A 22,879-nucleotide genomic window follows, 5' to 3' on the forward strand; every position below is an offset into this window, starting at 1 on the left:
AGCAACCGAAGAGGCAGGCCCCCTCCCTCAAAAAAGGCTATAATGGAGGGCGATTGAGAAAAGGGGGATACCATCATAGGGGAAAAAACTAGCTTTTTAGGGACCGAGCCGGTAGGAAAGCTTCTTGTGAAGCTGTCGGTTCCCGCCATGACCGGAATGCTGGTAATGGCGTCCTACAACGTAATAGACACGATTTTCGTAGGTAGAGGGGTCGGCCCTCTAGGACTTGGGGCGGTGGCCGCAGCCTTTCCGATACAGTTTATAGTCCACGCTCTGGCTATGCTGGTGGGAGTGGGAACCGCCTCTTTGGTCTCCCGCTCCCTGGGAGCAGGGGACCTGGGCAAGGCGGAAAGGGCCCTGGGGAACGCCCTTATCATGGCCCTTTTAGCGGGGGTCGCCGTATCTTTACTTGGCAGGAATATCCTGCCCTTCCTGTCGGACCTCACAGGGGCACCGGAGGAGATCAGGCCCTTCCTCCACGACTACTTAGGGACGATCTTTCTAGGCTCTCCGCTTCTGGTATCGGGGATAACCATGAACTGCGTCATAAGGGCGGAGGGCAACGCCAAGATCGCCATGCTCACCATGGTTCTTTCCGCATTGACCAACATCGCCCTGGATCCCGTCTTTATCTTCGTCCTAAAGATGGGGGTCAAGGGAGCGGCGACCGCTACGGTGATAGCCCAAGGGGTGACGGTCTCGTGGGCTCTAGCCCACTACATCGTTCCAGGCCGTAGCTCTATAACCTTGAAAAGAGAGAACGTCAGGCTCAGGCTGGGAATCGTGAAAGAGGTTCTGGCCGTAGGGGGCTCGGAGTTCGCCAGGATATCCGCCCAGTCGGTGGCGGGGCTTATAATACTGAACCGGCTAAGCCTCTACGGAGGAACCGACGCAATAGCCGCCCAGGGGATAGTCCAGAAACTGATGAGCCTCAGCATAATGCCTATATTCGGCATAGCCCAGGGACTTCAGCCGGTGGTGGGTTACGCCTACGGAGCTACAAACGTCCTCAGGGCCAAAAGGGCGGTGGAGCTGGGGCTTATAGGGGCTTCCGCCATATCAATAGCCACCTCCATAGTGCTCATAGCCTTTCCCGATCCTATCGTAAAGGTGTTCACCGACGACCCGGCCCTACTGGCCATGTCCAAGCGATTCATCAAAATAGCCCTGTCGTTTTACTTTCTGGTGGGGTTTCAGGTAATAGGGACCGCCACCTTCCAGGCTCTGGGGCTCGCCAGACCGTCGATGATAATGTCACTGAGCCGTCAGGTCCTGTTTTTGATCCCTCTGGCCCTGGTCCTTCCCCCTATATTCGGCCTTCAGGGTGTGTTTTTGGTCTACCCCACCGCCGACCTTGGTGCGGCAGCTCTCACCCTGTGGTTTTTGATTCACTACAGAAAGAGACTTTTAGGGGAAAAAGCCTCTGGAGAGTTTCTCCAGGGAGAGGTTTAGAGAAGGAGTGATATTATGGATTTCGACGACCTTATAAAGACGAGGCGTAGCGTCAGGAAGTACCGCCCGGACCCTGTCCCGGAGGACATGGTGGAGTCCTGCCTAGAGGCAGCCAGAACCGCTCCAAGCGCCTGTAACTCCCAGCCTTGGTTCTTTCACGTCTGCCGCTCCGACAAGGTCCGGCGGGCGGTGGCGTCGGCGATGAACTCGGGGATGTACGGACAGGGGATGAACCGATTTATCGACCAGGCCCCGGTGATAATAGCGGTGGAGACCTTAAAGAGGGCGAAGCTGGCCCCCTGGCTGGCGGGGCTGATCAGAAACGTCCGTTACGAGATGATGGACGTGGCCATAGCCACCGACCACCTGACCCTCAAGGCGGCGGAGCTCGGCCTAGGAACATGCTGGATAGGGTGGTTCAACGAGAGAGCTGTCAAGTCCGCCCTGGGCCTTGAAAGATCCGCCCATCTGGACGTCATGATAACCCTGGGCTGGCCCGACGACAGGACCAGGGCTAAGAGCAGAAAGGAGCCGGACCAGGTCCGGCGATACCTTTAGAGGGGGATCGACACCATGTTGAGCACGCCAAAAGCGGAGAGGATAACCCTGGTGGTCTACGGCCTCAGAAACAGCGGAAAGTCCTATCTGACCAACAACCTACTTAGGACCGAGGCTTCCATAGTATCGGACAGGCCTGGGACGACCACCGACCCGGTGGTACACGCCATGGAGATGGGCCCGTTAGGGCCCGTGTCGGTGGTTGACACCGCCGGTTTCGACGACGACGAGGACCAGCTGGGCTCCATGAGGGTGGAGAGGAGCTCCAAAAAGCTCGACGTGGCGGACCTGGTGCTGTTCGTGACCAGGTCCGACACCCCACCTACCGACGGAGAGGTTAGCCTTGCTGAGAAGCTGAGGGAAAGGGGGGTTCCCTGCCTGGTGGTTCTCACCTTCGCCGATTCGGGCCTGTGCGACGAAAAGCGACACTTCGCTCCGGCTTTCAGGAAGATATCTGTGGACAACCACACGGGCCAAGGGCTGGAGGATCTGGACATGGCCCTTCAGGGGTTCTCCGCCCACATAGAGAGGGAGATAACTCCCCTTGAGGGACTGGTACAACCGGGGGAGACGGTGCTTTTGGTAACCCCTATAGATGCCTCCGCTCCTAAGGCCAGGATGATACTGCCTCAGGTGGAGACCATAAGGGACATTCTGGACAAAGACTGCACCATGGCTATCTCCACGGAGAAGAGGCTGAGCCAGTGCTACAGTGGGCTCAAGGAGAGGCCCTCGTTGGTCATAACCGACAGCCAGGCCTTCTCGGAGGTCGGGGCCATCCTGCCCAAAGACCAGCTCCTGACGTCATTCTCCATAGTTTTCGCCAGGAAGAAAGGGGACCTGGCCTTTTTCGTGGAGGGACTGACCAGGCTGTCGGAGGTCCCCTCAGGGGGCAAGATACTCGTGCTCGAGGCATGCAAACACCACAGGATGAACGACGACATAGGGACTGTGAAGATACCTAATATCTTCAGGAAGAAAGTCCGGTCCGACGTGACCTTTGAGCTCAAACAGGACATGCCCTCGAAGGAGGAACTAAAATCGTACCATCTGGTGATCAACTGCGCCGGATGTATGGTCACCAGAAACGACATGATGAACCGGATAGAGACCCTCCGGGAGGCGGGCGTTCCGGGGACCAACTACGGCCTATTCCTGGCCTGGGGAAAGGGCCTCCTTCCCCGTGCCCTTGAGCCTTTCCCGGTTGAACACGCTCTCTACAGGGGGTTCTCATGCTGATGACCGACAGGGAGACCGCCATACTGGTGGCCCAGGCCGACAGGGTCAGGCGGGAAAAGTACGGCGACGGGGTGTGGGTGAGGGGGCTTCTGGAGTACACAAACCGGTGCAGCCAAAACTGCCTATACTGCGGCCTTAGGCGGGATAACAGGGAGATCCGCCGCTACTCTATGGACGAGGACGAGATCCTGAAGGCGGCGGAGAGAGGGTACAGGGCGGGGTTCAGGACCCTGGTGCTCCAGGGGGGCGAAGACCCCGACTGGACCGCATCCAGGCTCTGCCGGACCGTTGAGTCCATAAAGAGCCGTTTCGATGTGGCGGTGACGTTGAGCTGCGGCATATTCGGGGCGGAGGACTATCGGTCCATGGCCTCGGCGGGGGTGAACCGCTTTCTGATGAGGTTTGAGACCTCCGACCAGGAGCTCCACCGAAAGCTGAGAGACGGTGTAACCCTTTCAAGAAGGATACAGGCCCTGTCTGACCTGAGGGAGGCGGGGATAGAGCTGGGATCGGGCTTCATGGTGGGCCTCCCTGGTGAGACCGAGGAGATCCGACAGGGCAACCTGGCCCTGTGTCGGGATCTGGGGTTGGATATGGTGGGGATCGGTCCTTTCATCCCCAACCCCCAGACGCCCCTGGGCCAGTGCTCTCCTGGGGCGATGGAGGATGTGGTCAAAATGACCGCCCTCCTCAGGTTGACCCTCCCTTACGCCAACATCCCAGCGACCACCGCCGCAGGTTCCCTGTGCTCCAACGGCAGGGAGGCCATGCTAGGGGCGGGGGCCAACGTCCTTATGCCCAACATAACCCCTCCATGCTACAGGGACCACTATCAGCTCTACCCCGGCAAGACATCCCTCAAGATGGACCATCTGCCGGAGCTTGAGGAGATAGACCGCTCTCTAAGGGAGATAGGTCGACACATGGACATGGGAAGAGGGGATTCCCTTTCGATAGGTTTAAGGTCGTCATAGACGATGACGGCCGATAAGGCCCTCCTGTCGTCCAGCTAGCTCTACAAGGGTTCCGTTTTCCCGGCCCAGGCCCGACACCCCTTCCAACAGGGCCATAACCGAGTTCTCCAGGTCCGTGGCCCTCGCCATGGACCTTTTTGCGACCTCACACAGGCTAGAGAGCATAGAGGAGACCTGACCGTTGCTTCTGGTCTGGTTCTCAGAGCTATCCAAAACCTCCGCCGCCTTAGCGCTCACGTCGGCGGCCTCGGCGGCTATGGCTTCGAGAGCCTTATACAGCATTCGAGATCTCTCCAGGTTGGCCTGACCGACCGAACCTCCGTCGGAGGCTATTTCACTGAGCTGACCGACCCCTCTGACCATAGACGAGGAAAGATCCCTGATCCTCTTGGCCGCATCCCGGCTCTGCTCCGAAAGGGCCCTGATCTCCCCTGCTACCACCGAAAACCCCTTTCCCGCCTCGCCAGCTCTCGCTGCCTCTATGGCGGCGTTCAGGGCCAGCAGGTTCGTCTGGTCCGCTATATCCCCTATAGTCGCCACAAAAGCCTCGATTCCCTGAGCTCCCTGCCTGAGGTCCTCGGAGATATCGGACACCGAGAGAAAGTCCTTGGACATGACCTCCACCCCTTCACCGTTTTCCTGAGCGAGGCCTCTGGCGGTACGAGCCTGCTCAAAGGTTCGATCGGAGGATCTCTTGGTCTCTTCCGCTAAATAAGCTACCTGTTTGGCTCCTTCGGTCACCGAACAAGCTCCCTCTTCAGCGGTCTGGACCGCCTCTATGCTGTCCCCCATGGACTCCACCAGCACAGCACTGGCCTCCTGAAGCCCTGCGGTAACCGACTCCACTCTTACAGCTATGGCGGAAAGACCGGAAGAGCTGGACATTATGCTGCCGTTACCCTCTTTCAGCGATCTCAGGACGTCCCTCTGAAAGTCTATGAGACAGTCCAGTGCCTGCGATACCCTGGAGAGTTCGTCGCTTCCGGTCATCGAACACCTTACGGTGAGGTCCCCCTGGATGGCCGCCTCGGCGACGGAGGTCAAAAGCCCTATCTGGGACATGAATTTTCGACAGAATAGTCCCAGACCTACGCCTAGCAGGACGACCGCCACGGATACCAGCGTCCACCGGATTCGGTCCATTCTACGGAGAGGTGCGAACACGGCGTCTCTGTCGGACACCATTATCAAAGACATTCCTCTCGGTAGAGGAAAGGAAAATATCTGTGATGCCTTACCTTCCGACCTCAGATCCAAACCGGACGGAGAGTCTTTGCCGTGAAGGTCCAACGCAGCTGACAGCACCTTTTCCTCCGCCGAGCCCGCCAGCACCTCACCGGAGGATCCCAGGAGAATCGCCCCATCCGAGGGAATCACCGCATCAAGGGCGGATATAGGTATGTCCGCTCCCATAACCCCTAAAAGCCTGCCTTCCTGGTAGAGAGAGTAGACCGGCACCGACAATGTCATAACCGGCTCATCGAGCCTGGGAGAGACCCAGGGAGAGGAAAGCACCGCAGAACCGGAACTCTCCGCAGAAACGTACCAATGTTCGACTCTTGGGTCGTAATCGTCCTCGGAAAACCAGTCCCCTCCGTCCAGGAACTGACCGCTTGGCAACGCTAGGTACAGGTCTGTAAGCCCCATGGGACGAGAGGCCTCGGTAAGGTTTCTCATGTAGTTTCCCGCGGTCCCCGGAAGTAGCCCCAGGTCCTCTATCATGAAAGAAAGGTTGTTAGCCCCGGTGGTGACCACGTTCTCCAGGGATTTAAACCAGTTTGAGACCGCCGCTGCCGCTCCTCTGCTCTCACGGACCTGACCGCTGTCCAGAAGATCTACCAGGGTAGATCTGGCTCCCTGGGAGGAGAAAAAAGCCAATGCCGCCATGGAAAAGCATACCGATAGGGCCATCGTTACGAGCCTTTTTTTAAGGGTCATGACAATCCTCCTCCCAAGCTATCTCCGTGAAATCTTCGTTCCTGGACCCACCCGCTTCGACCGGTCTCGTAGGTCAACTGTTTAGCTCTGTGCTTTAAACAGGCGGCTATCTCCGATATTTTGGCGGGATGGAGGTCTTTTCCCAAATTATCCTTCTCTATCACCGCTAAACTGAGGGTAACAGGGGAAACTTTACAGACCTCCCCCTTTCTGCTAACCGACGAGAAAAAACCTCTCTCCCAGTCCTCTTGGTGAAAGAAGTCTCTTTTTCGTCTATCGAACTCTCGGCACACCGAATCCAGACATCCCTCGGGCAGATTTCCCGTCACCACCGCCACGAAATCGTCTCCCCCTACGTGTCCCAGGGAGACTCTGCTTCCCAGCTCACTGAAACCCTCCTGAAGCACCGAGGCGGTGAGCTTTATAAGACCGTCTCCATCGATAAAGCCGTAGGTGTCGTTGTACTCCTTAAAACGGTCCAGATCGGCGTATATCAGGGCGAAGGACGAATCACAGCCTTTACATCTGGATATCCACCGCTGAATTTCCTGGTTTCCCGGAAGGCCGCTCAGAGGATTGCACGTCAGAGCCTGACGGACCTCTATCTCCGCCGACCTGGCTATGACCTGCTTCATGGTCACGGTCCCCATATAGTGGCCCCTGGTGTCCACGACCACCACTGGATCGTAGATAGCGTCTGGACACCGCTCCATAGCCAGCTTGGAAAGATGCCGGACCGAGCAACTGTGTCCCACGGACAAGAAGTTTTTCTTCGCCGCCGCCTCTACCGGCCTGTTCTGGAATAGATGGAAGCCGTAGGCCCCTCCCATCTTGGACGCGAAGTCGTTTCTGGTTACCAATCCCACCGGGGTCTTGCCGTCCAGGACCACTCCGTGGTCGAACTCGGGGGTGTTTTTCATGACGTACCAAAGGTCCTTGCAGGAGATCTCGTCCCTCTGCATGGCCCTGGCCCTGGTTGTCATGGACAGGAGCCCGTCCGGGGCCTCGCCCTCGCTGGCCTGGAGGTCGTCCCATATGGACTGAACCATATCCCTCTGAGAGTGGGAGACCTCGAAAGGCTCACAGGAAGGCTTAGCGAAAAGGTAGCCCTGGACGAAGCGAATCCCCAGCCTCATCAGGGTCTCAAGCTCCTGTCTCGTCTCAACTCCCTCGGCGATAATCCTGGACTCGACCTGAGAGGCCAGCCCCACCATCGATCGGACTATGTGCTGCTTTCTGGGCTCCTCGTGGATATCCCGAATGAGGGCCATGTCCAGCTTTATGTAGTCCGGTATACAGGATGCCAGCATTATAAGACCGGAGTGCCCAGCACCTAGGTCGTCTATGGCTATACGAAAGCCCTGTTCCTTCATCTCCTCGACCCGCCGGGATAGGAGGCCATAATCGGAGACCTCCTGTCTCTCGGTAAGCTCTATCACCACCTGAGACGATCTGACGCCCATCTGTTCCACTATCGAACGATTAAAAGAAGAAGGAAATTTTCCATTCAGAAAAACCGAGGGAGTCACGTTTATAAACACCCTTCTGTCCTCCGAATCGATCACCGTAGAGAGTGTTTTAAGGGCAGAGTCTCGACAAAGTTCCTCTAATTCCCACAGAACCCCCATTCGCTCCGCCCTGTCGAACAGCTCGCAGGCCGATTCTACCGGAGGGCGGCCCCGGGAGAGGAACTCGTATCCCCACACCTGACCGCCGAAGAGATCTACAACAGGCTGAAACACCGTCCTAACCCCCTCGCAACAGATCGCATCGTCCATCAACATAACGGCCAAAAAGACCACCTCCCCTAGGATCATAGAGGAGGTGGGTTTCAGTTCGGTAACGGTTGTGTCACATGTTTATCTTGCTGAGTGGGAACCTATAAAAGCTCGACTAGGAAACCCTGACGGGCATGGACGACTTATCCTCCAGCTTGAAGGTTGCGACCATCTTTCTCAATTCCTCCCCTAGATGGCTCAGGGCCTGGGAGTCGGATAGCAGTTCCTTGGCGACCTCTGTGACCTCGTCGAGCCTTTCGCCGAGGGCCTCGGTGTCCTCGGCACCCTCGGATACCCTGGTGGATACGTCCTGGACCGCCGAGGCTATTTCCTCGCTGGAGGCGGCCTGTTCCTGGGACACCGCCGCCAGGTCCTGGGTCGCCTGGGCGATCAGGTCGAGCCTCTTTATCATCTGCTCTATTTTAGCCTCGGTGTCCTGGGCCATGGACCTAGATTCGACGGAGCTTTTTGCGTTGTCGTTGACCGATCTGAAGACGCTCTCCAGATCGGCGGCTATGGTTGTGGCCATTTCAGCTATGTTGCCCGCCGCTCCCGCCGATTCCTCCGCCAGCTTTCTGACCTCTTCAGCTACTACCGCAAATCCCCTACCGTGCTCTCCTGCCCTGGCGGCCTCTATGGCGGCGTTTAAGGCAAGCAGGTTTGTCTGGTCCGCTATTCCACCGATCTGTGAGACGAAGCCCTGGACCTGGTTTATCCTGTCTCCTAAGGCCTTTACGGCGGCGGCGGAGTCCTCCGCCTCTTTCGACGAGCGAGCCACCATAGAGACTACCACTCTGACAGCCTCCACTCCCTCGTTGCCTGCCGCGGTAGCCCCTTCGACCTCCTCGGCCATCTCGGAGCTCTTACGGGCGGTCGCCTGGGCCCCTGCCGCTACCTCCTCCACCGAGGCGTTTATCTCCTGCCCTGCTGCCGCTATGGACTGCATTCTATCCCCTAGGGCGTCGGACCTATCGCTGGAGGCAGCTATAGCGGAGGTTGACCGCTTCATGGAGGACGCCAGTTTCTCCGACTGGATGTCCAGGGTTTTTGAGGACTTGGCTATGAGGGTCATAGAGGCTCTGAGTTTCTCGGCCATGAGGTTCAGAGCCTGAGCCATCTTTGAGAGTTCGTCCTTTCCTGTCGCATCGAACCGGACCGTCAGGTCTCCCTGGGAGAAAAGCCCCACCGAGTCGATCATCCGTCCCATAGGCCCGGTGATGGCCTTAGCGATGAAGATCGCCATAAGACAGGAAAGAACAAAGGCCCCGAGGGCGAAGGAGACCATAAACTTGACCGCACCGGCGGCGGAGCCCCGGGCCTCTCGGTCGATCCTACCCGCCTTCTCTCCTAAGTATTCGGCGATCTCTCCGATATCCCCGTCAAAGGCGATCAGATAGGGGTCACCGTTTTTATTAAAATCATCAAAGGCTTTGGCGTTTTCGTTTGCCATGGCCAGCTTCAAGGTCGAGGCCAGCCCTTTTCTGGCCATCTCCAGGTTCTCCATGACGGAGGCGAACTTACGTTTCTCGAAATCGTCCAGATTGGTTTTACCGTAGTTCTCCAGGTTCCGGTCGTTTATAAGCCGTCTTCTCTCTATATCCTCAAGAAGCTGTCGGTTTTTTGCGGGATCCTCGGTGATCATAAGGGCGTAGAGATCCGCCTCTATCGCCCTGGTCTGGGCCCTGGTGTCATTCAGCCAAAGAATCGGCAAGGTCATATCCCGATAGCTGGTCTCGAGAGCGACAGAGGTGGCCCTAAGGTTCCTCCAGCCTATAAAAGTAACCAGAGCCAGGGCCAGGGCGAACACCACGGCAAGGATAGAGATCTTAAGCACCGTCGAAATGTTTCTCATAAACCTCACAAAAATCACCGTTCCTCTCTTAAACAGAAGCTAAAGGTCTTTATGGGGGATCCCGTTGAAGAAGGGGGTCTCCGAGGGATGAAGCACCGCAGCGGCGTAGGTCGAGTCCCCTAGCCGAAAGGGGTACATAAACATATTCACATCGACTTTATGGCCTACCTTGTGGAGAAAACCTACCCTAACCGGCCCAGGAGGACATAAATTGCCGGAGAATAGGTCGGACAGGCTTTTTTGAACCTTTTGAGTGAACTCGGGGTGAACTTTTTTATGCAGAGAGCTCCCCAGAACCTCCTCCTTGGTGTAGCCCAGAAACTTTGTGACCTCGCAGTTCCAGAGGACACACCTCCCGTGGGAGTCAACTGCCAGTATTCCCGCAGGGGCGGCGGCCAACAACGAGGACGCCAACTCCGGCGGCTCCACAAAGGAGGATATCGCTCCGTCGCCGGAGGTAGACACCCCCTTACCGGCGAAAAAGTAGCCCTTTCTGGGCCTGGTGACGATCCTCTTGGGCCTGCTAGGCTCCACCTCGACCTTCGACCTGAGCTGGTTTACCGCCCACCGGACGAGGGAGGGGTTGCCCGTACCGGGAGGAAACTCCCATACCATCCTCAAAAGGTCCTCCACCGAAAGGACTTTGCCAGGATAGCGAAGAAAGGTGGAGAGAAGCCGAAACTCCATGGCGGTGAGGTTAGACCACCTCAGGCCGTTCCATACCGATCTGTCCCCTATGTTGACCATCATGTCCTGGGTCTGCAACAGCCCTTTGCCCTCTATGGAGACCGGGTTTTTAGATCCTCCCCGGCGGATCAAAGTCTCCACCCTGGCGCAGAACTCGTCGGGATCGAAAGGCTTGGACATATAGTCGTCCGCTCCGGCCTCGAGGCCCTCTATTCTGTCTCTGGCGTAGGTCCTGCCGCTCATGACCAGCACAGGAAGATCGACGAGAGAACCTTTCTCCCTGATGGCCCTAAGATAGGGAAGACCTCCCTCCCCTGGGAGGTTCAGGTCCAGCACCAGCAGATCGGGCACCCAGCGACCTATCGCCGGTCGTAGCTCTTCAACGCAGGAAAAACATCGAACCTCGTGACCGAGGTCCTCCAGACAGTCCGCCAGCCCCCTTCTGAGCCCAGCGTCGTCCTCTACTATAGCTATCTGAGACATGGTTTTATTCCTCCTCAATGGCTTTTAGGCACCTCTAAAAACTCACCTTTGAGTCCCCTCGGAGAGACCGTCCCGTCTACGCCCTGTTTCGCCCAATCGTATACTCGACCTGCCTGTTCCGTACGAACCGCCTCGGAGGGCACGTCCTGTGCCCCCTCGGCTTGGCGCGACGTCCTGTCGCCCCATTCGTTCTACACAACGGCAGGTCGAGTATACGGGCTCAAATGGGCTACGTCGGAACGATCTTTCCGAGGAGCGGAGTTTTTTAGAGATGCCCTTTTATCTTCGGGAAATGGAGCGTAACCGTGGCCCCTACAGGAGCTCGATCCCTAAGCTCCAGCTTGCCTCTATGGTCCGAGACGATGGCCTGAACCACCGCAAGACCTAGCCCAGAACCGGAAAGGGGACGATTTTTGATCCTCTCCTCAGGTGCCCCCTCCCCTGGGGGAAACCCCTCACCGTCGTCCTCTACGGATACCACGACCTGATAGTCCTCCACCTGAGAGGTAACTCGGATACTCCCCGGATTACCCGACCGGTCTATCGAGTTCCAGCTGTTCACATACAGGTTCACGAACAGCCTAAATAGGTCGTACCCGTCACCGAGAACGGTGGCGTTCGGCGGAACGTCACATGAGAAGGAGACCTCCGACGAGCCCAAGCCTCTCGATACCTGGACCATCCTCCATGCCTCACGGCACACCGCACCTATGAAAAGAGGACGGAAGGACCTTTGTGCCCCTCCGCCGACCTCGGGCAACTGCTCTATAAGCCTCTCTATCTGGGTGGCCCCGTCGCTGATGTCCCCTAAAGACCTCCTGAGAGAAGGGGTATCCAGAGGCTTTCGATCCTCTAACTTTCTGATGTGCCTCTTGGCGTGGATCTGAATCGCCGCTAGAGGGGTCCTTATCTCGTGGGAGAGCTTCCTTATAAAGCTAAAAGAAGGATCGCTGATGGTTACCCTTTGATCTGGACCAGTTACCCTCTCTCCAGAGGCTATAACCGCCTGCACCACCTTGGATATCCAGGGAAGATTTTTCTCTATCCACTGCCTTGAGAAGACCCTGACCTCCTTGAGCTCGGAAAGATACTCATAAGGGTCTATTTCGTACCTGGAGATGAGGGATAGAATATGGTCATCGGCGGGCCTTTTATCCATAAAAAAAACGTGGCCAAAAACTATAGCCTCGGGCCTGTTTTTCACCAGGACGGGACAGGAAAAGGTGTCGAATCCCATAGGACAGCGACTGAAGAAAATCCCTTTTTCCCAGTCCAAGGTGAAAAGCTCTCTGGCTCCGGTCCGACATAACTCTCCTCTGACGGGGTCATCGAGGTGCCACTTTAGACAGATAGAGGGAACGCCCGCTACGACCACCCTGTCCTGGGTGAGCCTTGGTACGAGGTCTATTGCCATAATGACCCCTAGAGGAAGGCCCGTCAGGTTATATAACCCTTCTACCGCCAAGCTCAGGACCTGACGATGAGATACTTGATTATCTGAGAAAATATTCAGCACCTCCCTGATATTTCCAACGTGATTATAGACTAAAGGTCTAACGAGTTGCGTTAGGAAAGGTTTGTATGCCGTGGATCCGTTTTTTGATACGTAATATCGGATCGAAAAGGAAATAAAACAGCTGGCCCTCTTAAGAGGGCCAGCTGTTTTATTTCCTTTTCCTCAAAAGTAGAGGGAGTCCGAGGAGCAGGACAAGATAACCGAGGTTGAAAGGGGATACTAGGCAACCACCGGATCCGGGAGACAGGGCGACAAGCTCGCCTTTCTCCCTTGAGAGAACCGTTGAAAGGCCGAAAATCCCGTCTTCCTCTCCATCCTGTATCAGGAATACCCCTCGACCAGAGCCATCGGCCAGAATACCGACGTAAGGGCTTTTTCCGTCGACCAGACAGACGGTCCAGCATATGTCATATACGGTTGAACCGTCTTTATCTTTCTTAGAGACCAAGAAAAAGTCCCCTGCTCTATCCCCAACCAGGGAAGGAAGCTCCCATCTATGGTCGCCTAAGATGACAAACAGTCCCAATCTACCCAGCACGTTTAGACTTCCTTCACCGTAGCCCGGAAGGTCGAGTTTTTTAAGCTCCGATTCGTACACCGACAGGGTTACGTCGAAAAACACCTTGTTTCCGTATCCTACCAACCGGGAGACCGAGAAGGACATTTGATCCAGTATATCCTTGGGCTTTACCCCTAAAAGACCGGAGAGCACGTCCGGGTGTATTGATCCTTTTTTAGGAACCGTAGCACCAAGATCTCCTGGTCCTACAGACAGGGTATCGGGAACCGATATATCGAGACTCATAGGGGCACCGACGTAGAGCCGTCCTTCCAGTCCAACCTTACGCAGAAAATCTCTGGACACAGGAGCCCCTATCTCCTCAAGACCCTTAGCCACCGTAAAGGTCTTTACGTCGCTGGAGACGGAGATCTCGAGACCAGTACCCCATATCTGATCCGCGGCCACTACCTGCCAGCGAAACAGGCCTGGGGGAATATCGTTAGGAATGGGCCATCTATGATCGTTGCCTTCGTAGACTTTAACCATCTCTCCAGATTCGTCAGCCCCCAGAAAGAGCCGATAGATCACGTCGGAGGTCTCGCTGTATTTGAAGTTCCAGTCCAAAGTCCCCGAGATCCCTATACGACCTTCGTCCATAGGAAAAGACCCTATAAACTCAGGAGGAAGGGTCTCTATAGACCTTTTAAGGTTGAGATGCCCTCCTGTGGCGACCTTGCCCTTAAGGCTTTCAAGGGGAGCGGCCCCTCTCAGAATCCTCCACCTTATGGTGTCCATGGACTCATCGGGGAAAAGGCCTCTCAAAAAAGATACCGCCCCTGATACGTAGGACGCCGCCATAGACGTTCCTGTCTTGGACTCGTACCGCTCCGTCGGACTGGGAAATCCCACCCCAAAGTCGTCAAGATAGAAAAACGACCCCGACGGATCGGTTCCAGAACTCCAACTGACCACTATCCGGAAACTGGCCTGTGTCCTCATCTTTCTCGGTATACGAGCCACTATTCTGCCAAAATCCAGATGATCGAGACCACCTTTGCCTATTCGGGCTATATCTAGCCACTCACCGTTCGGTTCAGTCCTACACTGGAGGGATACCCATTCATCGTCGTATCCCCAAAAACCACTGTACCATCCCCTTACGTAGGCCCCGGCGTAAATCTCAAGGTCCGAGGATACCGCGGAGAGGTCGAGAGGTTCTTTCAGGGTAAGATAGCCCTTCCCTCCGCCTGGTTTAAACGTCAGCTTCCAACTATTTTTGGGGCTACGGTACAGAGGACTGTTTCCCCAGGGGTCTAAACCATGACGGCCTAATTCCCAGTCACCCGACGCTATCCATCTACTGCCCCCTAGCTCCATTTCGTCAAAAAACAACGAACGATCCCCAGACCTCGGATCGAAAGGAATCCCTGGAAAGGTGCTGAGGATATCGGTGCCTGGAGCCGCCAGGAGAACCGACCTAAGCCCGTAGGAGGATTCATCGTTGAGGTTGCCATCCCTGTCCATATTGGCCACCGATATGACGTTAGGCAGATCGTAGCCCGAGGGATAGACCGGCTCTAAATCGTTGTCGTTAGAGGAGTTCCCCGCTGAGGCCACAAACAGCACAGACTCCACAGAAAGGGCCTCTATGGCCTCGTAGGCGGCCTGAGAGTAGCCTCCAAACTGGAAAGCCCCGTTGACCACCACCACCGGAACGTCCTTCCTCTTCATCTCCAAGATATAGTTAAGGCCCTTGACCACCGTTGCCACGTCCCCGTAACCTCCGCTGTCAAGGCACTTTACAGCCATGATAGATCCCTTCCAGAAGACCCCGGAGACCCCAAGCCGGTTGTCTCCTACTGCACCGATTATCCCAGCGCAGTGGGTCCCGTGGAAGTTATCGTCCATAGGATCACCGTCGTCGTTGACGAAATCGTAGCCGTGGAGATCGCCGGAGGAGGGATAGGGGTTGATCCACATATTGGACTTTAAATCGACGTGGTTATAATCGACTCCGCTGTCGAGAACCGCCACGACCCCTCCACCTTCGGTGGCGGTGTACCAGCTGTGTTGCCCCCCTATATCCCCTCCGGAAAGACCGCTATCCCTCAGAGCCCACTGATCTAGGAACAGAGGATCGCTAGGAGTAACGGCAAGGGACCTGACCCTGTAATTGGGCTCGGCCGCTAAAACCGAGCTGTTAGATCGCACTTTTTCGACAAGGATCTCCGTTGAGAGATCGGCCCTCAGAAGGTACCAATCCCCTTCTTCTCCTTCCATAAGGAAAGATAGTCTCAAGTCAGGGTCTTCAAAAAAGCCGCCTGACGGCTCAGATCCGCTCTTAACCTTTATCAACACCTCGCCATGAAGCCAAGGTTCCCCCAATCTAAAAACCTGGGCATCACAGGAAAAGGTGAAAGACACAAAATACAGACAAAACACAGAGAGAAAGATCAAAAAACCTCGATGCTTCATGATCGATTACCTGTTTATCTCTTTTAGGATCTCCTCGAGCACTTCGTGCCTGTCCTCGTAGGGGACCTGACAGGTTCCGACCCTGAAGTGACCGCCACCGCCGAAACGGAGCATGAGCTTGCCCACGTCCACCTCGGAGGTACGGTTCAGTATGGAGTGCCCCACGGAGAAAACGCAGAACTCCATCTTCTTCCCGTCGAAAACCCGAACGGAGATATTTTGATCGGGATATAGAGCGTAGATGACGTGACGGTTACCGACAAAGGTCTCTTCCTTGCCTATAAGGTCGGTGATAACTCCGTCCCCTTGGCTATAGCTGTTTTCCTTTAACATGTCCATGAAGAGCGGTATCTGTTCTCTGTAACGGCGGACCCTCTCCTGGACGTCCTCTAGGGCCAGAATATCGTCTATATCGTGTTCTCTCAGGTATTCCACCAGGTCGTCCATGAGCTGATAGTTGGATATAGTGTAGTCCCTGTACCGCCCGAGACCAGTCCTAGGGTCCATGACAAAAGACAGCATAACCCAGCCCTGAGGGTCAAGAATCTCCTCTCTGGAGAAGTCGGCGGAATCTGCCTTATCCGCCACTTCGACAAGGTAGGATAACCTGGACAGAGGACCATCGTCACCTCCATAGTAGTTGTATATGACCCTGGCACAGCTTTTAGCACAGGGATCGCAGGCACCGTCCCAATGGTGGCGGAACATCTCCTCCCTCTCCACCTCCGAGGCGTGGTGGTCGAACCACAGGCCACATCCCGGCAGATAAGGAACGTTGGCCAGGACGTCGTTGGAGTCGGCCTGGACCAAGCCGTCCTGGATATCCTTAGGGTGGACGAACTTTCTCTCGTCCATTACCCCCATTTCCTTTAAAAGGACGGCACACATTAGACCGTCGAAATCGCTTCTGGTTAAAAGACGCATTAATTATTCCTCCCGTCCGAGACTTATTCCTAAGGCAACTAAGGTCGATCCGGTACAGAGCAGGTTGAAGCCCACCAACATACCGACACCCCAGGCGGCGGCAAAAAGATCTTGCCATATGAGCATGGCCAGGGCGAGAGCGAGAAGGCCGCTGGCAAGTAGCCACAGCCAACCTTTAAGGCCCTTGAGTTTTAGGGCTAGAACGACTTTAAACAGCCCCTCTACAAAAAAATAGACGCTAAGAATCATCGTCAAGGTGATAACGCCGCTCAAGGGCTTGGCCAGAAGGATGATCCCGGTCATGAGGGCCAGAAACGCCCCTAAGATATCCCCCAAACCGCCTCTCCCCTGACGTCTCTCTCTGTAGCCACTAAAAGCCATCGCCGATCCCGCCGCAACCATCAACCATCCAATAAGCGTCTCTATGGCGATTGAGGCCATAAGAGGCATAGACACCGCCATTCCCCCGAGAAGGGCGAGAGATACACCTAGGCCGATGATCCAGCCCCTGCGAGAGCGAAGCCCTCCTCTGTCAAAGTCACCGAAGATAAACATGATTTGCCCTCCTCATCTTCTATGGTTAGACCGCTGTAAGGAGAGTATATCACGACGAACGATCGGGTAAGAGGTGTGATATAGGGGAACCTCTAAAAACTCACTTTCAAGTCCCCTCGGAGAGATCGTCCCGCCTGCGCCCTGTTTCGCCCAATCGTATACTCGACCTGCCTGTTCCGTACGAACCGCCTCGGAGGGCACGTCCTGTGCCCCCTCGGCTTGGGGCGACGTCCTGTCGCCCCATTCGACTACACGACGGCATGTCGAGTATACGGGCTCAAATGGGCTACGTCGGGACGATCTCTCCGAGGATTAGAGTTTTTAGAGGTGCCCATAAAAGAATTGCCTCTTGACACCCTCTCTTTAGCGGGGTAAAATAACCGAAATTTTTCAGACAACGAGGAAGGAGGAGCCTGCCATGACCTACAAAATAGACGGTAACAGCTTCAACGCCATAGTCGTCCTAATTATGGGCTGCGGGTCTTCTCCCGGTGCCCTCACTTTGTCGTGACGGCTTTTTACGGGAGCGGGATCCTTTTACATAGGATCCCGCTCTTTTTTTATCCCCAAAAAAATCAGGAGAGAAGGAGTGTTTGAGATGACTAGAGACAACAATTCCCATTTTTACCAGGCAGAGGAATTCAGAGGCCCATTTGTAGGCTATACCCTCTGCGACCCCACACCACAGGAGCGACGGTTCGCGGCGAACTTCGAGGTAAACTCGGTTCGTTACAGAGGCCCTTTCGAGGGCGTACGCTGACAGAACCTTCCTCACCCACTCGCGGGGCCTCCGGTAGGCAGACCGGGGGCTACATAAAGAAAGGCCCGAGATGTCCCCTCCAGGGAGTATCTCGGGCCTTTTATCTCATCTCCGAAAGGGCCTGTAAAACCGCCTTGACCTTTCCGCCAAGGTGAACATCTCACGATCTCCTTCCGAGTCGCCGTAGACGAAAACCGGCTCAGGAAGGCTTGGGAAGGCCCTTTTGATCCTACGAACCTTCTCCGGGCCTCGACAGTTTCGACCTTTTATCCTGCCGGTCAGAACCCCCCCTATGTCCTCAAGCTCGGTGGCTATAAGGGACTCCACACCGTGAGACCGACACCACGGCTCCAGCCAGTCGGACACCGATGCGGAGACCAGTGCGACCTGGTCCCCTCTGCCTAAGTGCCAAGACAGCCTGTCCTGGGCACCGGGCCTCATGGCCCGATCCAGATCGGACACAAAGTCCTCACAATGTGTTCTAAGCTCATCCCTGGAGACTCCAGCCCATAGATCGGACAGGAAAGCCTGCTTCATCCTATGCCGACGGTCTTGAGAGAGGCCGTGAAGGATCGAAGCCTTTAGGGCCGCCGATAAAACCTTTGGCAGGCCGAAGACCTTTCTGTGAAACAAAAAGCACGAATCACCTTCGATAAGGGTTCCGTCGAAGTCGAAAAGAGCTATTCCCATAGACTAAAGTCCGAACTCCTCCGGCGCGATACCTACGACCGCACAGATCTCCCTCACGACCGCTTTTTCCGAGTCGTCGAAGTTTCCGTCGGCCCCTCCGACGGAAATAGCCACCGCCACGGCGATTCTGGCCTCCTCGGGCTTGCTCTTGAGCTTGCCCATGGCGTTAAGGGCCTGGGCCTTGCCTATGGTGAGATCAAAACCAAACCCGGTCATAAAGTTATCGAAAGACTTAACCACGTCGGACATGCTGAAGACAGAGAGCTCCGGGCTGTTCTGTATAAAGCCCATCATCTTGGCCTTTTCCGACTGATCCACCACGCCGTCGGCGTAGGCCACCAAGGCACAGCCAGCCACTACAGCCTCAAGCATCTCCTTGCTTTTGTACTGCTTTATTTTGGTGGAAAGATCGCTGAACTTATCCTTGAAAATATTCAAAAACCCCATAACCTATCATCCCTTCTTCTCTCTAGTTAGTTGCTTTCTTACGTGAGGATCGCCTCAAAAGCTCGCCTATTATAAGGACCGGGCTGGTCCCGATAAATATCAATATCCAGTCCATAACCCCTAAGGGGACGGTCCTGAAGAAAGCCCCTCCATACTGGACGGCTAAAACCTGACAGACCGCTATACCAAAAGCTATTATCAAGAACGCCCTGTTCTCCGTTACCCCCGAAAAGGCGCTGACCGTTCTGCCGAAGACCCTGGCGTTGAACATATTCCAGAAATGGAGGATGACGAAGGAGGAGAAAAGCACCGTCAGCTCCCTATCGGTTACTCCACCTCGCTCCATGAAGATAAGCCATGTCACCATTATCAAGGCGAAGGTCCCTCCGGTCCAGGATATATTCTTGATCATGGCGGGGGAGAGTATAAACGCCTCCGGATCTCTGGGGCCAGCGGCCATAACATCGCTGTGAGGTGGCTCGGAGGCCAGAGCTAGCGCCGCCAAAGTATCCATGATGAGGTTTATCCAGAGCATCTGAATGACAGTAAAGGGCAGAGCTATCCCTATAAAAGGTCCTAAAAAAACCACCGTGAGGGCCGCCAGGTTTATTGTCAGCTGGAACAGTATAAACCTCTGGATATTGGAGTAGAGGCTTCTACCCCATTTGACCGCTCTGACGATGGAGGCAAAGGAGTCGTCAAGGAGGACTATATCCGCCGCCTCTTTAGCCACGTCGGTTCCGCTCATCCCCATGGCCAGTCCTACGTCGGCGAAGTTGAGCGCGGGGGCGTCGTTGGTTCCGTCTCCGGTGACCGCCACCACCTGGCCGTTATCCTGGAGGGTCTTGACCAACTTTCTCTTATCCATAGGACGGGCGCGCCAGATTATCTTGACCCTTTTGACCGCCTCTCTTGCCTCCTCCTCGGAGAGCTCGGAGAAGGTGGCTCCGTCCATAGAGACGACCTCTGGATCGTCGTCCTCCAGGACCAGACCACACTGCCTGCCTATCTCTACGGCGGTGGCCTTGACGTCGCCAGTGACTATTTTGACGTCTATGCCAGCAGAGAGAGCTCTCTTAACCGCATCGGGAACCTCGTCCCTGACGGGATCCATGATGGCGGCGAATCCGACCCAGGTCATGCCTTTAAGATCCTCGATTGCCTCCTCCGGCGACTCTCCGAGGTGTAGCGGCCTGGTTGCGAAGCCTAAGGCCCTCATCCCTCTGGCCTGAAGGACGGTTATCTCGTCTAGTATGGCCGATGGGTCCTGATCGCAGAGGGCCAGGACTATCTCCGGCGCCCCTTTGACGTGGAGGACATCGTCCACTACTGTAGCCATTAGCTTTCGCTCGGTGGAGAAAGGGAGGCGAGCCTGTATGCTATTCTGGTCCCTTATGGCCTGGCTATCGAAGCCCTGCTCCTCTATGGCCATAAGGAGGGCGCATTCGGTGGGGTTGCCCAGACAGGTGGACTTCCCAGACGAGTCCTCACCTATGGTGGCACTGGAGTTCATGGCTATGGATAAGGCCATAGCTTGGTCCAAGTCGAAGGAGGTCTCCACCACTTTCATCTCGTTTTTCGTGAGGGTGCCGGTTTTATCGGAGCAGATAACGCTGGCGGCCCCGATGGTCTCGCAGGCGTGCATCCTCCGGACGAGGTTATTGTCCTTCATCATGGCCCTCATAGAGTAGGCCAGAGAGAGTGTTACGCTCATGGCGAGCCCCTCAGGGACCGCCACCACGATAACGGTTACGGCGATCATAAAGTACTCGACCAGCGACCTCAGAACCTCCGAGGGCATCCAGAGGGAGGGCGATTTAGCGATAGAGCCGGTGAGGGCCAGGGCCAGGGCACCTAGGAGAAGTATTCCCGCCCCTATCCCTACCGTTACGATCCAGCTTTTAGCCCCTGAGGAACCTATAAAGGCAGGGACCTCTTTCTCGATTCCCGCAAGCTCAAGTCCATCGTAGAATATAGGGACCCATACCTTTGACAGGACCACCAGAAGGGCCACCATACCGACCCAGAAGAGCTTCCACTGTCCCTGATCGAGGACCAGTTCCCCTACTGAACTCCCTCTCCACACAAGGGCGGTGAACAGTCCAGCTGCAACGCCGAACCCTACGACCCCTATGAGCTTGGATAACCTCTCAAGCTGTTTGTTGAGAGGGGTGTCCTCTCCTGTGTCCTCGGTGGCAGCTTTAGCCGTTTTACCTATCTCCGTTCCGTCCCCTACGGCGGAGACCTTCATCACTCCGTCCCCTTCCCGTACGGCACAACCTCTGAGAAGGAAGTCAATGGGGTAGGCCTTGCCTCCGTCGGAGGAAGGTCCAGGGACGTCCTTTTTGACCGGCACCGACTCTCCGGTCAGCTTTGATTCGTCGACCCTCAGGCCGAGCCCCTCAAGGACGTGGCCGTCGGCGGGTATTTCCTCTCCGGTCTCCAGGATGACCACGTCCCCTACGACTATATCCTTCTTGGGAACCGAGGTTATGACGTCGTTTCTGAACACCTTCACAGGGGTCTCGTCCTGGGACGTCAGAAGCAGGTCGAATTCTTTACCTGCCTTAAACTCGTTGACGAAGGCCAGTCCAGTAGCGAGAAGGACCGCCATGGCGATTCCCAGGCTGTCCAGATACTCTCCGTGCATCGATCCGGTTATGAAGGAGATAACAACAGCGACCAAGAGTATCCTTATGACAGGATCCTCAAATTTCTCCAGAAAAAGCCTCCACCAGGGATCTCTTTCCGCCAGTGTCAGCACGTTAGAGCCGTGTTCAATACGACTTTGTTTTACTTCTTCGTTCGTGAGTCCTTTATAGGACATAAAAAACATCCGTTCCTTTCCGCTCGATTAGGCTTGATATAAAATCCACCGGACTGAGAAGGAATCTCCAGCCCCCTTTGAAACACCCTGACCTTACTACTTATTTTCTACCGGCCTTCCAGCTGAAGCCGAAGCGGTAGTGTTCGTCACAAGGTTTATGGTTATCGAAGTAGAGCTCCTGCTTGCTGAGCTCCAGACCACTCCCCTGGTTCTCGAAGAGCCCTACGGCACAGAACTTCTTTCCCGACTCGGGGTTATCCAGTTTTATGGTTATCTCCTCAGAGCCGGTGTTTATGGTGAGCCTGCCGTTGACCTCGGAGAACCGGGCTGTTCCCTCGTAGATAAAGGCGAAGATCAGGACCCTCTTTAGCACCTCCGGCCGAAATATGGTCATGTTCTCCCCGTCGCTGGAGGAACCGCTTCTGTCGTCTTTATCGAGGAGGATAAAGGGAGAGTCCGATTCGGACCCTAAATATCCCCCAAGGGGCTGTATGACCCCTTTATGGCCGTCTTTCATCTCGAACATACAGCCAAGGTCCAGGTCGACCTCCCCGCTACCTCCGCCGAGAAGGGAGGAGAAGAATCCCTTCTTAGGCTGTTGGTCGGTGCCCTTGCTGTCCCAGTTTAGGTTTATCCTTATCCTCTGGCCCTCTTTTTTCTCCAGAGAGAGGAGCTTTTTCTCTCCCCTTTTCTCCAGGGTTATCTTGCTGAGTGAGACCGACGACGCAGAGGGAGTTGGAGCGACAGGAGGTTCGGGAAAAGCCAGGTCCGGCAATCCGTAAAATCCAGCGAGAGATCCAAAGCCCTTAGGGAATCCCTGGGCCTCCACGGAGAAACGCCACTTGCCCGATTTTCGGTATATCTCCAGCAAAACTCCGTCTTTAGCCCCCTCCAGATCGGCCCCTAGATCGCAGGTATCGGAGAAAGAACCGCAGTCCACCTTCATAGAACAGGCTGAGGAAATTTGGGGGGACCGATAGGCCAGGGCGATCCTGTCCACAGAAGGAGGAACCGACGAAAGGGACAGGGATACCGCCCCCTCTCCCTTAAGGTCTAAAAAACCGGGGAAAGGGTTGTTCCAGGATAGGGCGACTTTATCCGGTCCCGAGGCTTTGGAGTTTTCGTCCAGCAGGAAACAGACCATATCGGCCTTAACGCCCAAGAGGGAGACACGAACCGTGTCTCCCTCCAGTACCTGCCTCTGTCCTTTTACCAGCATAGG

The 22,879-nt window shown here is 55.5% G+C and carries 17 protein-coding genes; 5 read left to right on the forward strand and 12 right to left on the reverse strand.

Features of this window, described 5'->3' with window-relative positions:
* Window positions 1–126 precede the first annotated feature (126 nt).
* From B9Y55_RS02045 to hydE, 4 genes are read left to right on the forward strand one after another with little or no spacing between them, the layout of a single operon-like run.
* The gene (locus tag B9Y55_RS02045; protein ID WP_085543691.1) at window positions 127–1,452 is read left to right on the forward strand and encodes an MATE family efflux transporter; all 1,326 of its coding nucleotides are present in this window, start codon (window positions 127–129) and stop codon (window positions 1,450–1,452) included.
* Window positions 1,453–1,467: 15 nt separating this feature from the next.
* Window positions 1,468–2,010, forward strand: a complete 543-nt coding sequence (locus B9Y55_RS02050; protein ID WP_085543692.1) for a nitroreductase family protein — start codon at window positions 1,468–1,470, stop codon at window positions 2,008–2,010.
* A gap of 15 nt (window positions 2,011–2,025) precedes the next feature.
* Entirely contained in the window at window positions 2,026–3,249 is a 1,224-nt protein-coding gene (gene hydF / locus B9Y55_RS02055) for a [FeFe] hydrogenase H-cluster maturation GTPase HydF (protein ID WP_085543693.1), read from the forward strand.
* Entirely contained in the window at window positions 3,249–4,223 is a 975-nt protein-coding gene (hydE, locus tag B9Y55_RS02060; RefSeq protein WP_085543727.1) for a [FeFe] hydrogenase H-cluster radical SAM maturase HydE, read from the forward strand. The genes hydF and hydE overlap by 1 nt, the downstream gene beginning before the upstream one ends.
* On the opposite strand, the gene B9Y55_RS02065 is transcribed toward hydE, so the two are convergent.
* From B9Y55_RS02065 to B9Y55_RS02100, 8 genes are all read right to left on the reverse strand, one after another.
* A complete protein-coding gene (locus tag B9Y55_RS02065) occupies window positions 4,218–6,161 on the reverse strand; it encodes a methyl-accepting chemotaxis protein (protein ID WP_085543694.1) in 1,944 nt (647 codons plus the stop codon). The two genes, hydE and B9Y55_RS02065, sit on opposite strands and share 6 nt — an antisense overlap.
* The gene (locus tag B9Y55_RS02070; protein ID WP_234986097.1) at window positions 6,158–7,945 is read right to left on the reverse strand and encodes a GGDEF domain-containing protein; all 1,788 of its coding nucleotides are present in this window, start codon (window positions 7,943–7,945) and stop codon (window positions 6,158–6,160) included. Before B9Y55_RS02070 ends, B9Y55_RS02065 begins: the two co-directional genes overlap by 4 nt.
* 109 nt (window positions 7,946–8,054) lie before the next feature.
* Window positions 8,055–9,791, reverse strand: a complete 1,737-nt coding sequence (locus tag B9Y55_RS02075; protein ID WP_143340773.1) for a methyl-accepting chemotaxis protein — start codon at window positions 9,789–9,791, stop codon at window positions 8,055–8,057.
* Between the two features lie 39 nt (window positions 9,792–9,830).
* Window positions 9,831–10,961: a response regulator gene (locus B9Y55_RS02080; RefSeq protein ID WP_085543697.1), complete on the reverse strand. Its 1,131-nt coding sequence runs from the start codon at window positions 10,959–10,961 to the stop codon at window positions 9,831–9,833.
* 265 nt (window positions 10,962–11,226) lie between these two features.
* Complete coding sequence (locus tag B9Y55_RS02085) at window positions 11,227–12,375, reverse strand: ATP-binding protein (protein ID WP_143340774.1); 1,149 nt, start codon at window positions 12,373–12,375, stop codon at window positions 11,227–11,229.
* Window positions 12,376–12,625: 250 nt separating this feature from the next.
* On the reverse strand, window positions 12,626–15,277 hold the full coding sequence (locus B9Y55_RS02090) for a S8 family peptidase (RefSeq protein WP_234986093.1): 2,652 nt from the start codon (window positions 15,275–15,277) through the stop codon (window positions 12,626–12,628).
* Between the two features lie 183 nt (window positions 15,278–15,460).
* On the reverse strand, window positions 15,461–16,378 hold the full coding sequence (locus B9Y55_RS02095; RefSeq protein ID WP_085543700.1) for a DHH family phosphoesterase: 918 nt from the start codon (window positions 16,376–16,378) through the stop codon (window positions 15,461–15,463).
* 3 nt (window positions 16,379–16,381) lie between these two features.
* Entirely contained in the window at window positions 16,382–16,933 is a 552-nt protein-coding gene (locus B9Y55_RS02100) for an HdeD family acid-resistance protein (RefSeq protein ID WP_085543701.1), read from the reverse strand.
* Between the two features lie 598 nt (window positions 16,934–17,531).
* Between B9Y55_RS02100 and B9Y55_RS13160 the strand changes: the two genes are divergently transcribed.
* The gene (locus B9Y55_RS13160) at window positions 17,532–17,693 is read left to right on the forward strand and encodes a hypothetical protein (RefSeq protein WP_159448196.1); all 162 of its coding nucleotides are present in this window, start codon (window positions 17,532–17,534) and stop codon (window positions 17,691–17,693) included.
* Between the two features lie 105 nt (window positions 17,694–17,798).
* On the opposite strand, the gene B9Y55_RS02105 is transcribed toward B9Y55_RS13160, so the two are convergent.
* The 4 genes from B9Y55_RS02105 to B9Y55_RS02120 all read right to left on the reverse strand — a co-directional run bounded on the left by B9Y55_RS02105 (window position 17,799) and on the right by B9Y55_RS02120 (window position 22,876).
* Window positions 17,799–18,383 carry an HAD family hydrolase gene (locus B9Y55_RS02105; protein ID WP_085543702.1) on the reverse strand — a complete coding sequence of 195 codons (585 nt, stop codon included), beginning with the start codon at window positions 18,381–18,383 and terminating at the stop codon, window positions 17,799–17,801.
* Window positions 18,384–18,386: 3 nt separating this feature from the next.
* Window positions 18,387–18,821, reverse strand: a complete 435-nt coding sequence (locus B9Y55_RS02110; protein WP_200806603.1) for a tellurite resistance TerB family protein — start codon at window positions 18,819–18,821, stop codon at window positions 18,387–18,389.
* Between the two features lie 31 nt (window positions 18,822–18,852).
* Window positions 18,853–21,666 (reverse strand): calcium-translocating P-type ATPase, PMCA-type, encoded by a 2,814-nt coding sequence (locus B9Y55_RS02115; protein WP_085543704.1) that lies wholly within the window; start codon window positions 21,664–21,666, stop codon window positions 18,853–18,855.
* A 91-nt stretch (window positions 21,667–21,757) separates the two neighbouring features.
* Complete coding sequence (locus B9Y55_RS02120; RefSeq protein WP_085543705.1) at window positions 21,758–22,876, reverse strand: TerD family protein; 1,119 nt, start codon at window positions 22,874–22,876, stop codon at window positions 21,758–21,760.
* Window positions 22,877–22,879: the final 3 nt, after the last annotated feature.

This window comes from Dethiosulfovibrio salsuginis, assembly GCF_900177735.1.
Classification (GTDB): domain Bacteria; phylum Synergistota; class Synergistia; order Synergistales; family Dethiosulfovibrionaceae; genus Dethiosulfovibrio; species Dethiosulfovibrio salsuginis.

What these genes read in the sequence shown, in the direction of transcription:
- B9Y55_RS02050 (WP_085543692.1), top strand. Translation starts at nt 1,468, where the DNA reads ATGGATTTCGACGACCTTATAAAGACGAGGCGTAGCGTCAGGAAGTAC.
- hydF (WP_085543693.1), top strand. Translation starts at nt 2,026, where the DNA reads ATGTTGAGCACGCCAAAAGCGGAGAGGATAACCCTGGTGGTCTACGGC.
- hydE (WP_085543727.1), top strand. Translation starts at nt 3,249, where the DNA reads ATGACCGACAGGGAGACCGCCATACTGGTGGCCCAGGCCGACAGGGTC.
- B9Y55_RS02065 (WP_085543694.1), bottom strand. Translation starts at nt 6,161, where the DNA reads ATGACCCTTAAAAAAAGGCTCGTAACGATGGCCCTATCGGTATGCTTT.
- B9Y55_RS02070 (WP_234986097.1), bottom strand. Translation starts at nt 7,945, where the DNA reads ATGTTGATGGACGATGCGATCTGTTGCGAGGGGGTTAGGACGGTGTTT.
- B9Y55_RS02075 (WP_143340773.1), bottom strand. Translation starts at nt 9,791, where the DNA reads ATGAGAAACATTTCGACGGTGCTTAAGATCTCTATCCTTGCCGTGGTG.
- B9Y55_RS02080 (WP_085543697.1), bottom strand. Translation starts at nt 10,961, where the DNA reads ATGTCTCAGATAGCTATAGTAGAGGACGACGCTGGGCTCAGAAGGGGG.
- B9Y55_RS02085 (WP_143340774.1), bottom strand. Translation starts at nt 12,375, where the DNA reads ATGGCAATAGACCTCGTACCAAGGCTCACCCAGGACAGGGTGGTCGTA.
- B9Y55_RS02095 (WP_085543700.1), bottom strand. Translation starts at nt 16,378, where the DNA reads ATGCGTCTTTTAACCAGAAGCGATTTCGACGGTCTAATGTGTGCCGTC.
- B9Y55_RS02100 (WP_085543701.1), bottom strand. Translation starts at nt 16,933, where the DNA reads ATGTTTATCTTCGGTGACTTTGACAGAGGAGGGCTTCGCTCTCGCAGG.
- B9Y55_RS13160 (WP_159448196.1), top strand. Translation starts at nt 17,532, where the DNA reads ATGACTAGAGACAACAATTCCCATTTTTACCAGGCAGAGGAATTCAGA.
- B9Y55_RS02105 (WP_085543702.1), bottom strand. Translation starts at nt 18,383, where the DNA reads ATGGGAATAGCTCTTTTCGACTTCGACGGAACCCTTATCGAAGGTGAT.
- B9Y55_RS02115 (WP_085543704.1), bottom strand. Translation starts at nt 21,666, where the DNA reads ATGTTTTTTATGTCCTATAAAGGACTCACGAACGAAGAAGTAAAACAA.
- B9Y55_RS02120 (WP_085543705.1), bottom strand. Translation starts at nt 22,876, where the DNA reads ATGCTGGTAAAAGGACAGAGGCAGGTACTGGAGGGAGACACGGTTCGT.